General features: G+C 64.3%; 12 protein-coding genes. 10 read left to right on the top strand and 2 right to left on the bottom strand.

What is annotated here, in order from left to right:
* Window positions 1–4: 4 nt before the first annotated feature.
* The gene (glpX, locus tag L6639_RS00255) at window positions 5–1,006 is read left to right on the top strand and encodes a class II fructose-bisphosphatase (protein WP_128952004.1); all 1,002 of its coding nucleotides are present in this window, start codon (window positions 5–7) and stop codon (window positions 1,004–1,006) included.
* A 142-nt stretch (window positions 1,007–1,148) separates the two neighbouring features.
* The gene (locus L6639_RS00250; RefSeq protein ID WP_237857989.1) at window positions 1,149–1,868 is read left to right on the top strand and encodes a haloacid dehalogenase type II; all 720 of its coding nucleotides are present in this window, start codon (window positions 1,149–1,151) and stop codon (window positions 1,866–1,868) included.
* A 7-nt stretch (window positions 1,869–1,875) separates the two neighbouring features.
* On the opposite strand, the gene L6639_RS00245 is transcribed toward L6639_RS00250, so the two are convergent.
* Complete coding sequence (locus L6639_RS00245; RefSeq protein WP_237857988.1) at window positions 1,876–2,751, bottom strand: ABC transporter substrate-binding protein; 876 nt, start codon at window positions 2,749–2,751, stop codon at window positions 1,876–1,878.
* A gap of 97 nt (window positions 2,752–2,848) precedes the next feature.
* Between L6639_RS00245 and L6639_RS00240 the strand changes: the two genes are divergently transcribed.
* On the top strand, window positions 2,849–3,775 hold the full coding sequence (locus L6639_RS00240; protein WP_237857987.1) for a LysR family transcriptional regulator: 927 nt from the start codon (window positions 2,849–2,851) through the stop codon (window positions 3,773–3,775).
* Window positions 3,776–3,793: 18 nt separating this feature from the next.
* Here the strand turns inward: L6639_RS00240 and L6639_RS00235 are convergent, their stop codons facing one another.
* Window positions 3,794–4,459, bottom strand: a complete 666-nt coding sequence (locus tag L6639_RS00235) for a GntR family transcriptional regulator (RefSeq protein WP_237857986.1) — start codon at window positions 4,457–4,459, stop codon at window positions 3,794–3,796.
* Window positions 4,460–4,574: 115 nt separating this feature from the next.
* Here L6639_RS00235 and L6639_RS00230 point away from each other — a divergent pair, with 115 nt between their 5' ends.
* From L6639_RS00230 to L6639_RS00200, 7 genes are all read left to right on the top strand, one after another.
* Complete coding sequence (locus L6639_RS00230) at window positions 4,575–5,369, top strand: enoyl-CoA hydratase/isomerase family protein (RefSeq protein WP_237857985.1); 795 nt, start codon at window positions 4,575–4,577, stop codon at window positions 5,367–5,369.
* 9 nt (window positions 5,370–5,378) lie between these two features.
* Window positions 5,379–6,638 carry a CaiB/BaiF CoA transferase family protein gene (locus L6639_RS00225; protein WP_237857984.1) on the top strand — a complete coding sequence of 420 codons (1,260 nt, stop codon included), beginning with the start codon at window positions 5,379–5,381 and terminating at the stop codon, window positions 6,636–6,638.
* 54 nt (window positions 6,639–6,692) lie between these two features.
* A complete protein-coding gene (locus L6639_RS00220; RefSeq protein ID WP_237857983.1) occupies window positions 6,693–7,685 on the top strand; it encodes a Bug family tripartite tricarboxylate transporter substrate binding protein in 993 nt (330 codons plus the stop codon).
* Window positions 7,686–7,701: 16 nt separating this feature from the next.
* Complete coding sequence (locus L6639_RS00215; RefSeq protein WP_237857982.1) at window positions 7,702–8,184, top strand: tripartite tricarboxylate transporter TctB family protein; 483 nt, start codon at window positions 7,702–7,704, stop codon at window positions 8,182–8,184.
* Window positions 8,185–8,194: 10 nt separating this feature from the next.
* On the top strand, window positions 8,195–9,730 hold the full coding sequence (locus L6639_RS00210) for a tripartite tricarboxylate transporter permease (protein ID WP_237857981.1): 1,536 nt from the start codon (window positions 8,195–8,197) through the stop codon (window positions 9,728–9,730).
* Window positions 9,727–10,731 carry a 4-hydroxythreonine-4-phosphate dehydrogenase PdxA gene (locus L6639_RS00205; RefSeq protein WP_237857980.1) on the top strand — a complete coding sequence of 335 codons (1,005 nt, stop codon included), beginning with the start codon at window positions 9,727–9,729 and terminating at the stop codon, window positions 10,729–10,731. Before L6639_RS00210 ends, L6639_RS00205 begins: the two co-directional genes overlap by 4 nt.
* A gap of 88 nt (window positions 10,732–10,819) precedes the next feature.
* Entirely contained in the window at window positions 10,820–11,821 is a 1,002-nt protein-coding gene (locus tag L6639_RS00200) for a L,D-transpeptidase family protein (RefSeq protein ID WP_237857979.1), read from the top strand.
* Window positions 11,822–11,824: the final 3 nt, after the last annotated feature.

Below are 11,824 nucleotides of genomic sequence, written 5' to 3'. Positions count from 1 at the left end.
GCCGATGTCGACCCATATTTCAGTGCCGCCGCAAGCATTGCTCGAGCGCATTCTCACGCTGGAGATCGTGCGCGTGACGGAGCGGGCGGCGGTGTCGTCGGCGCGGCTGCGCGGGCACGGGCAGGAGAAGGCCGCCGATCAGGCCGCCGTCGACGCGATGCGCCGCGAGCTCAACAAGCTGCCGATCCAGGGCACCATCGTGATCGGCGAGGGCGAGCGCGACGAAGCGCCGATGCTCTTCATCGGCGAGAAGGTCGGCGTGAATGCCGGCCCCGAGGTCGATATCGCGGTCGACCCGCTCGAAGGCACCACGCTGTGCGCCAAGAACATGCCGGGCTCGATCGCCACCATGGCGATGGCCGACGGCGGCACGCTGCTGCACGCGCCCGACGTCTACATGCAGAAGCTCGCGATCGGTCCGGGCTACGACAAGGGTGTCGTCGAGCTCGACGCATCGCCGGCCGAAAACGTCCGCCGTCTCGCCAAGGCCAAGGGCGTCAAGCCTGAGGGCATCACTGTGCTCGTGCTCGACCGTCCCCGTCATGCCAGCATCATCGAGAGCGTGCGCTCGACCGGCGCTGCCGTCCGCCTCATCACCGACGGCGACGTTGCCGGCGTGATCCACACCGCCGACCCTGACAACACCGGCGTCGACATGTATCTCGGCACTGGCGGCGCGCCGGAAGGCGTGCTCGCGGCCGTGGCGCTACGCTGCATCGGTGGCCAGATGCAGTGCCGGCTGATCCTCGATTCCGGTGAGAAGATCGAGCGCGCCGCCAAGATGGGCGTCAACGATCCCAAGATGATCTACGGCATCGAGGACATGGCGCGCGGCGACTGCTTGTTCGCCGCCACCGGCGTCACGACCGGTTCACTGCTGTCGGGCGTCAAATTCCGCAAGGACGGCGTAATCGAGACCGAGACGGTGGTGATGCGCTCCGTCACGGGCACCGTGCGCTACATCAAGGCCGAACACCGCGAGCTCGCGAAGTTCCATTTGGACTAGGTGCCTCCGTCATTCCGGGGCGACGGGACCGCGCGAAGCGCGCGGCCCGGAGAACCCGGAATCTCGCGCCACAACTTCTGGATTCCGGGTTCGCGCTCTGCGCGCCCCGGAACGACAACAAGAATAATCAGGGGAAGCGCCCATGTCCGATCTCTCCGCCGTCAAAGCCCTGATCTTCGACGTGTTCGGTACCGTCGTGGACTGGCGCACCAGCCTGATCACCGACTTCATGTGGTGGGGGAAGGGCCGCGGCATCAACGCCGACTGGACCGCGCTCGTCGATGGCTGGCGCGGCATGTATGTCGCCTCGATGCAGGACGTACGTGAGCATCCCGAGCGCGGTTATGTCATGCTCGACGATCTGCATCGCCGCTCGCTGGAAAAGCTGGTCGAGAAGTTCGCGATCAAGGGCCTCACCGATACCGATCTCGATCATCTCACCAAGGGCTGGCACCGCCTCAATCCCTGGCCCGACAGCGTCGCCGGCCTGACACGGCTGAAGACCAAATTCGTGATCGCGCCGCTGTCGAACGGCAACGTCGCATTGCTCACCAACATGGCGAAGTTCGCAGGCCTGCCCTGGGACCTCATCATGTCGGCCGAGCTGTTCGAGCACTACAAGCCCGATCCCGAAACCTATCTCGGCGCCGCAAAGCTTCTCGGCCTCAAGCCCGAGCAGGTGATGATGGTCGCCGCCCACAATGGCGATCTCGCCGCTGCGCAGAAGTACGGTCTCAAGACCGCGTTCGTCGCGCGGCCGACTGAGTACGGGCCGTTGCAGAAGGTCGATTTCGACGCGACTGGCAATTGGGACATCATCGCGAAGGATTTTGGCGGCATCGCCGACAAGCTCGGCTGCTAACGAGCGCTCAAATTCTCCCGAACGCCACCGTTGCCTTGTCGTAGCTGCCGTCCCCCATCGTACCGTCCTTGAAGATCCCGTGCTTCTCGATCCAGTCGAACGACTGCTCGTAGATTTCGCGCGTATAGGGTTCGAACACGATGCGCTCGCCCGGGCCCCAGCGCCTGGTGTCCATGGCTGCGTGGAAGCGGTCCGGGAATTCATTCTTGTAGTAGTGCGTGAACAGCTCAGGACGCAGGTCGATGTCGCGCTGAGCCTTCCTCAGCGCGCGGAAGTAGCGCTTGATGTCTTCGGGCGCCGGATCGCCATTGATCATGGACGCGATCATGAACGTCGTATCGATGATCTTGCGATAGCCGAGCTGCTCCGCGAAATAATAGGGGCCGTTGAATAAAGAGGCTGCCTCGCTCTTGCCTTCGAACAGCAGCTCCATCCGCCGGAAGAGCATGCCGTCCTCGAAGGTGAGATTGATCTGGCCGGGCGCAAGATACGGCTCGAGCGCCTGGATCGTCGAATAATGGCTGCCTGACTGGAAGCCGACCGAGATCGGTACACCGGCGAGATCGGCGGGTGTGCGGATCGTCGAATCCGCGGGAACGAAGATGCCTGAAGGTGCGACCGAATAGACGTCGGCGTAGAGCTTGGCGTGACCGTTCGAGGCGGCGACGTTGACGGTCCAGTGGCAGGCGCAGCTGACGTCGGCCTTGCGGCCCTTCTCGATGCTCTGGAAGGCACCTTCATTGACCTTGTTGTGGTGCTGGCCCTCGGTCGAGCGGATCAGCTCGCGGAACTCGTAATCGAGCCCTTCATCGCGGAAGTAGCCCTTCTCCTCGGCCACCCATTCCTGCAGGCGGAAGTGAGACTCGATCACGAATTTGGTCATGGCGTCCTCCGTGTCGGCTGCGGTCTTTCGACCGTTCGATTGACGACAGGATAGCAAAGCGCGAAGCTCAATCCATGGCCGCCAGGGAATGTTTCACATGCCAACAATGGAATCTTCCGGGATCGACTTCCGCGACTTGCGCGTGCTCGACGCCTTGATCCGCGAGGGCAGCATCACGCGCGCGGCCGTGAGCCTCGAGACGACGCAGCCCGCGATCAGCAAGCTGCTGGCGCGCCTGCGGCTGCGTTTCGACGATCCCCTGTTCGTGCGGCGCGGCAGCGGCGTGCAGCCGACGGCACGTACCGTCGAGATGGCTGAGCAAATCCGCGCCCTGCTCGAGATGGCGGATCGGCTCTGGCAGGAGCGGCTGCCGTTCGATCCCGCGAAATCCGAGAAGACCTTCAGTCTGCTTCTGACCGACGTCGGCATGGTGCGGTTCCTGCCGCCTTTGGTCGCGCGTCTTTCCGAACTCGCGCCGCATGTCCAGGTGCGCGCAATCCCGCTCGATTCCCGGCACTTTGCCGTCAAGCTGGCGTCGGGAGAGGCGGACCTTGCTCTCGGCGCCTTGCCGCGCGCGGCCGGGCATCTTCGCTCGCAGCGGCTCTATTCCGACGGCTACGCAAGCGTCGTGCGGCGCGGCCATCCGAGGCCGTCGGCGGCGCGCACGCGGCGGGGATTCCTCGACGAGAACCATATCCTGATCACCGCGTCCGAGACCGGGCATGCGGCCCATCTCGAAACGCAGCGCGTGCTGACGCGCGCAATCGCGCGCACAAATATCCTGTTGCAGGTGCCGAGCTTCATTGCCGGTGCGATCGTCGCCTCGCAAACCGACGGGGTTGCGACCTTGCCCGCCAACCTTGCCGCGATCCTCGCCGAACCGCTCGGGATGACCGTGTTCAAGACGCCGGTCGCATTGCCGCGGATCGAGATCGCCCAATACTGGCACGAGCGCTACCATCGCGATCCCGCCCACCGCTGGCTGCGGTCGGTCACGCTCGGTCTGTTCGGCAACCGCGCCTAGCAGGCGAGGGAGGCCGCCTCACGCAATCTTCAGCGTGGGCTCGCTCGATTCCGTTTCCGCAAAGCCCGCCTGCAAGACCTCTTCGCGCTTGTGGCGCAGATGCGCGCGCAAGATGTGCGAGAGGCCGGCGCCGTCGCGGCGCTGGAGTGCGTTCAGGATGGCTTCGTGCTCGCTGACGGCGAGGGCCCAGCGCTGTGGCGTCATCGGCGTGACGTAGCGGGCGCGGCGGATGCGCGCGGTCACCGATGCGTAGAGCCCCGCAAGCACGGGATTGCCGGCGGCGTTGACGATCCCCTCGTGGATGGCGCGGTTGCCGCGATAATACTGGATCAGATCGCCTTCGCGATAATGCTGCACCATGGCGGCGTGCGCCGCGGCAATGTCCGCAATCTCGCGATCAGTGATGCGCTCGCAGGCGAGCTCGCCCGCCAGCGCCTCGAGGCCCTGGCAGACCTCGAAGAGGTCGCGCATGTCCTTGTCGGTCAGCTTTGCCGCGCGCGAGCCGCGATGCGGCAGCAGCTGAACGAGGCCCTCGGCCGCCAGCACCTTGAGCGCTTCGCGCAGCGGCGTGCGCGAGATCTCCAGCCGTTCGCACAGCTCGCGCTCTGGAATCCGCGCGCCCGGCGGGATCTCGCCGTCGAGCAGAATGTCGCGGATGCGGCCAACGACCTCCTCATGCAGCATGGGACATCTCTATTTTTGAATTCAAAAATGATCCAATAGACGAAAGTTAGGTAATTATATCTTGAAAATCACAACTTTTGCATTCAAAAATGCAAAAACAGATGGGATCGAGGAAATGGACCAAGCCGTAGCGGCGGACGACCTCGTTTTTGAATGCAGGGACGGGATCGGACTGATCACGTTCAACCGCCCGCAGGCGCGCAACGCCTTCACCTTCGCCATGTATGAGCGGCTCGCGGCGATTTGCGAGCAGGCCAATGACGACAGGTCCATCAAGGTGCTCGTGCTGCGCGGGGCCGGCGACAAGGCCTTCGCCTCAGGCACCGACATCAACCAGTTCCGCGAGTTCAAAACGCCGCAGGACTCGATCGACTACGAGAACCGGATCGATCGGGTGCTCACCACGCTCGAACAATGCCGGGTGCCCACCATCGCCGCGATCAACGGCTTCTGCACCGGCGGCGGGGCGGGCATTGCCGCCGCCTGCGACCTGCGCATCGGCACATCGAGCACCAAGATCGGCTTTCCCATTGCCCGGACGCTCGGCAATTGCCTCTCGATGTCCAATGTCAGCCGTCTCACTGCGCTGATCGGGGCGGCGCGGGTCAAGGATCTGATCTTCACAGCGCGGCTGGTCGATGCAGCCGAGGCAGCAGGAATCGGGCTGCTTGGTGAGGTCGTCGAGGACCTTGCGGCGCTCGACAAGCGCGCCGACGAGGTCGCGCGCCTCGTTGCCAGCCATGCGCCGCTGACGCTGAACGCGACCAAGCAGGCGGTCGCCCGCCTGCAACGGCGGCTGACGCGGGACGAAGGCGAAGACCTCATCCTGATGTGCTACACGAGCCAGGATTTTCGCGAAGGGCTCGATGCTTTCCTCAGCAAGCGCGCCCCGCAGTGGCGCGGACAATAGGACGCCCCGATGCAAAGCGATCGTTCGCAATCCGCCTCACGCCGCTCCGGCCCGCTTGCCGGCCTCAAGGTTATCGATCTCACCCACGTCATGGCGGGGCCGACCTGCACCTTGATGCTCGCCGACATGGGCGCCGACGTCATCAAGATCGAGAAATGGCCGAACGGCGACGACACCCGCCATTCGGTGCCGCCCAAAATTGGTGACCAGGCCGCTTCGTTCCTGATGATGAACCGCAACAAGCGGGGCATCGTGCTGGATCTCAAGACCGATGGCGGCAAGGAGGTGTTGCGGCGCTTGATCGCAGACGCCGACGTGCTGGTCGAGAATTTTGCGCCGGGCGCGATGGAACGGCTGGGTTTCGGCTACGAAGAGCTGCACAAGCAGTTTCCATCTCTGATCTATTGCTCCCTGTCTGGTTTCGGTCGCACCGGCCCTTACAAACACCGCCGCGGTTTTGACCTTGTCGCGCAGGCCATGAGCGGCATCATGAGCTTCACCGGCGAACGTCCCGATGGCCCGCCGGTAAAATGCGGCCCGCCGCTATCAGACATCACCGCCGGCCTGCTCGCTAGCATGGGCATCCTCGCCGCCTATACGCATCGCCTGAAGACCGGGGAGGGGCAGTGGGTCGAGACGTCGCTCTATGAGGCCGCGCTGGTGCAGACCTATTGGCAATCGACCATTGCGCTCGCCGCCGGCACCGCGCCGCGCGCGATGGGTTCGGCCCATCCGCTCAATGCGCCATATCAGGCGTTCGAGGCGTCCGACGGCTGGCTCGTGGTCGGCGGCGCCAACAAGAAGCACTGGCTGCTGATGCTGGAAGCGCTCGGCGCGAGCGAACTCGCCGCCGATTCGCGCTTCGTCACTGGCGCCGACCGCATGGCGAATTTGAAAGAGCTCGAAGCTGTCCTGAGTGAACGTTTCCGGACGCAGACGCGCGCGCACTGGCTCGCGGCGCTGGACGAGAAGGGCGTGCCTTGCGGCCCTGTGCACAACATGCTCGAGGCTTTGAGCGATCCGCAGACGCTGGCGCGCGAGATGGTCGTAGAGGTCGAGCATTCCACGCTTGGCCCGGTCAAGACGATCGGGCTGCCGGTCAAATTCTCGGAGACCCCGGGCAAGGTCGCATCAGGCGCGCCTGTCTATGGCGAACATACGCGCGAGGTGCTGGCCGAGCACGGCTTCGACCAGGCGCAAATCGAAGCGCTCGAGCAAGAAGGTGCAATCGTCTCGGCCGCAGGGGAGCGCGAAGAACGCGTCGCCTGAGCGGACGTCGAGACGATTGATCTAGCAAACAGAAAAAATCAGTTGGAGGAAATCATGCGTGGGACGTCTCTCTTCCTGTTGTCCGTCAGCGTAGCCGTGCTCGCAGGCCCGATGCCTGCGTTCGCGGCGTGGCAGCCGCAGAAGCCGATCGAGTTCGTGGCGACCGCCGGTCCCGGAGGCGGCACCGACAATCTCGCCCGCGCGGTGCAAAACATCATCACCAAGTACAAGCTGACGGATCAACCAATCGTCGTCGTCAACAAGGGGGGCGGCAGCGGCGCCGAAGGCTATGTCTACGGCAAGGCCTCCGCCGGCGATCCCTACAAGGTGATCTTCGGCACCTCGAACGCCTGGCAGCAGCCGCTCGTCTCCAAGGTCGCCTTCAACTACACGGACCTCACCCCGATCGCGGCGATGGCGCAGGACGAGTTCCTGCTCTGGGTGAAACAGGACGCGCCCTACAAAACCGCCGGCGACTATCTGAAGGCGGCTGCGTCAGGCGACTTCAAGATGGGCGGCGCGCAGTCCAAGGACACCGACGAGGTGCTGACGCGCATGATCGAGAAGACCGGGCACGTCAAGCTTACCTATATTCCCTTCAAGAGCGGCGCCGAGGCTGCCGTGCAGCTCGCTGGCGGGCATCTCGATTCCCACGTCAACAATCCAAGTGAGAGCTTGGGGCAGTGGCGCGGCGGCACGCAGCGTCCGCTCTGCGTGTTCAGCCCGAAGCACCTGCCGGAAGGTCCAAAGATCACGGCCACCGAAGGCTGGGGCGACGTTCCGACCTGCGTCGAGCAGGGACTTGACATCAAGCAATATGAGCAGCCGCGGACGGTCTGGCTGCCCGGCAAGGTCACGCCGGAGCAGGCTGCCTACTATGTCGACCTCATGAAGAAGGTGCAGGCGACAGCGGAATGGAAGGACTACATCGAGAAGACCTCCCAGGTCGACACGTTCCTGACCGGTGCCGAGTTCGACAAGTTCATCAAGGAGGATCTCGAGCACGTGAAACAGGTGGCAAGCGAGCAGGGCTGGCTGGTCAAGTGAGGATCAGGAGCCTTCCATGATCTCACGCCGCGCCCTCGAACTTGCGACCGCCATCCTCACCGGCAGCTTTGGCGTCGCTGTGGCGGTCCAGAGCCTGGACAACGGCATCGGCTGGTCGACCGAGGGTGTCGAGTCAGGCACATTTCCGTTCCTGACTGGCATCATCATCGTCGCCGGCAGTCTCTACAATCTGACGCGCGGCGTGATGCCGGCGGCTTCGCTGGCGAGCGTTCCCGTTGCCATCACGTCGATCGAGCTGCGACGACTGGCGGGCCTGTTCGTGCCGGCGGCAATCTTCGTCGCCGCCATCCCGCTGCTCGGGATGTATGTCGCATCGGCGGCCTATGTTCTCGCGGTGCTCGCAATCCCGCGGCATCGATCTGTCTTGCTATCGGCGGTGACGGCGGCGGCCACGGCGCTCGCGCTCTATGTCGTGTTCGAGCGCATGTTCCAGGTGTCGCTGCCGCACGGCGCGCTCGCCGCGGCGCTGGGGTTCTGAGGGGAGCGCGATGGATAATCTCTCGGAGCTCCTCCACGGCTTCACCATCGCGGTTACCGTGCCGCATCTGGCCTTGATGGTCGTCGGCGTTCTGCTCGGCATTCTCGTCGGCGTGTTGCCAGGGCTCGGCGCGCCGAACGGGGTATCGCTGCTGCTGCCGCTGACCTTTGGCATGCAGCCGGTCTCGGCGATCATCCTGCTCTCCAGCATGTATTGGGGCGCGCTGTTCGGGGGATCCGTGACCTCGATCCTGTTCAACATCCCCGGCGAGCCGTCGTCGGTCGCCACCACGTTCGATGGCTATCCGATGGCGCGCGACGGAAGGCCAACCACGGCGCTGGCCACCGCCTTCGGCTCGGCCGCGTTCGGTGCGCTTGTTGGCGTCATCCTGATTACCTTCCTGGCGTCATGGGTCGCGCAGGTCGCCCTCGCGTTTGGTCCGGCGGAATATTTCGCGGTCTATTTCCTGGCCTTTGCCAGCTTTGTCGGCATGGGCGGCGCGGCGCCGATCAAGACCGTCGTCGCGCTCGCGATCGGCTTTGCGATCGCCGCCATCGGCATCGACACCGTCTCCGGCAGCGTCCGTCTCACCATGGGCATCGACGAACTCGTCAAGGGCGTGAATTTCGTCGTCGCGGTGATGGGCCTGTTCGGCATTGGCGAGCTGCTGGTCGCGGTCGAGGAGGAGTTTCACGCCCGTGCGGTTTCCTCGAAGATCGACTGGCTGGAGGTGTTCCGTGCGGTCGGCCGCCTGCCACGCCACAGCGTTGCGTTGCTGCGGAGCGCGGCGATCGGCTGCTGGATGGGGATCACTCCGGGCGGCCCGACCGCGGCCTCCTTCATGAGCTACGGTATCGGCCGCCGCTTCTCGCGCCGCGGCCGTTACTTCGGCACCGGCGAGGTCGAAGGCATCATCTCGCCCGAGACGGCCGATCACGCCGCGGGCACCAGCGCGCTGTTGCCGATGCTTTCGCTCGGCATTCCCGGCTCGGCGACTGCGGCGGTCATGATGGGCGGGCTGATGATCTGGGGCCTCAATCCAGGTCCCATGCTGTTCGTGGACCAGAAAGACTTCGTCTGGGGCCTGATTGCCTCGATGTATGTCGGCAACATCGTCGCGGTCGCGCTGGTGCTGCTGACCGTGCCCGTGTTCGCCGCCCTGATGCGGATTCCCTTCGTGGTCATCGCGCCGCTGATCGTGATCATCTGCGTCGTCGGCGCCTATTCGGTTTCGAATTCCTATCTCGACGTGGTGATGATGCTGGGCTTCGGCGTCGTCGGCTATCTCTTCAAGAAGCTGTTCTATCCCTTGGCGCCGCTGGTGCTCGCCATCGTCATCGGCGACAAGGCCGAGGATGCGTTCCGACAGTCGATGCTGATGTCCAAGGGATCCCTCGGCATCTTCTTCGCCAACAAGCTGGTGACGTGCCTCGTGATCGCCGGGATCGCATTGCTGTTGTTGCCGCTGGCGTTGCAGCTGTTCGCGCGCATTTTCCGCAAGCCCGCCAGCATCGAAACGACGACCCAGGAAAAGGTGATCATATGACCGGAAAGCCGCTGATTGCGCTGGCGATGGGAGATCCTGCCGGCATCAGTCCGGAGCTGACGGCAAAACTCGTTACGCAGGATGATATCCGCGCACGGTGCCGGCTCGTGGTCATCGGCGACCGCCGCGTGTTCGACGCGGGCGCGAAGGTCGCAGGTGTCGCGCCTGAACTGACGGCGGTGGAGCAGGGCGCCGATTTCGATGAGCTCACAGGCGATACGCTATTCCTCGATCTCGGCCACCTCGAACCCGCGCGGATCGAGCGCGGCGTGGCGAGCCTTGCGGGCGGCCAGTTTGCGCTGGCCAATTACAAGCGGGCGCTCGAATTTGGCAGGGATGGCCGGGTCGATGCCGTTTGCTTCACGCCCTTCAACAAGGCGGCGATGCGGCTCGCGCGCTCGGAGTATGACGACGAGATCGCCTTCTCCGCGGAGGTGGTGGGCTTGCGGACGCCGGCCAGCGAATTCAACGTGCTGGGCGAGCTCTGGAATGCACGCGTGACCTCGCACATTCCGCTCAAGGACGTCGCCGCAAAACTGTCGAGCGAGCGCATCCAGCGCGCGCTGAAACTGACCGATACCTGCATGCGCAATGCCGGGTTCGCGCGGCCGCGCATTGCGGTCGCGGGCCTCAATCCGCACGCCGGCGACGGCGGCAATTTCGGCCGAGAGGAAATCGATGTCATTGCGCCGGTGGTGGAAGCCGGCCAGCGCGACGGCATTGCCGTGGACGGGCCGTTTCCGGCCGACACCGTGTTCCTGCGCGCCAAGGCAGGCGCCTTCGATGCGGTGCTGACGATGTATCACGACCAGGGCCAGATCGCGATGAAGCTGATGGGGTTCGATCGTGGCGTCACCTTGCTCGGCGGCTTCCCGTTTCCGATCTGCACGCCCGCACACGGCACCGCCTACGACATCGCAGGCCAGGGCGTCGCATCGATAGGCGCCAGCCGCGCCGCGGTACTGCTCGCGGCGGAGATGGCTGGGCGGCGCGCCGCCTGACCGGCACTCGCGGTTCAGGAAAAACTGGAAACTTCCGCCGTCGAGCCGAGTTGCCAATCCGACGAACGAATCCCGTCGGAGCTGGAACATGCCAGCAATGAAGGTTGCTCTTGCCGTTGCATTCTCCGCCCTTGTGGCCCCACCGGCGCTCGCCGCGGCAATGGACGCGGCCGCCATCGCGTCCGCCGAACCTTCGAAGAAGACCCTGTCGAACGAGAAGCCGACCCCGGCCGGGGTGCGTCTTCAGGTCCTGCTGGACCGGGCGCACTTCTCTCCCGGCGAGATCGACGGCAGATTCGGCGAGAATGCCAGGAAGGCGCTTCGCGCCTATGCCGAAGCGCGGCAAGTGCCTGCTTCGGATCAGGTGACGGATGACGTCTGGAAGGCGCTCCAGGCGGACGCGCGGTCGCCGATGACGACCTACACCATCACCGACAAGGACGTCTCAGGCCCGTTCCTGCGCAGGCTTCCGTCGAAGATGGAAGACATGAAGGACATTCCGAAGCTCGGCTACACCAGTCCGCGCGAGGAGCTGGCCGAGAGGTTTCACATGAGCGAGCAGCTGCTGGCGGCGCTCAATCCGGGGCGTCACTTCGATCGCGCCGGCGAGACCATCGCCGTGGTCGACGCAGGCGAGGGCGCTACGCCTGCCAAGGCCGACAGGGTCGAGATCGACAAGGTCAGGCAAACCGTAAAACTGTTCGACAAGTCGAATGCGCTGATCGGGTTCTATCCGGCGAGTGTCGGCAGCGAGGACAAGCCGTCGCCGTCAGGCTCGCTGAAGGTCACCGAGATCGATCCAAACCCGACCTATCGCTACAATCCCGCCTATCATTTCAAGGGCGTTCATTCCCGAAAACCCTTCAAGATCATGCCCGGGCCGAACAATCCGGTCGGCACGATGTGGATCAATCTGTCCGCCGACGGCTACGGCATCCACGGCACGCCGTCGCCGCAAAATATCTCCAAGGGACAATCGCATGGCTGCGTACGCCTGACCAACTGGGATGCCGAACGGGTAGCTGCCAGCGTCGCCAAGGGAACGCCTGTGGTGTTCACGGAAGGCGTTTACCCGACCGCTGCCAGGTAAACC

The sequence above is a fragment of the Bradyrhizobium zhengyangense genome (assembly GCF_022012555.1).
Taxonomy (GTDB): domain Bacteria; phylum Pseudomonadota; class Alphaproteobacteria; order Rhizobiales; family Xanthobacteraceae; genus Bradyrhizobium; species Bradyrhizobium zhengyangense.
The sequence above is the reverse complement of the archived record's forward strand: the minus strand, read 5'-3'. Positions and strand labels throughout refer to the sequence as shown.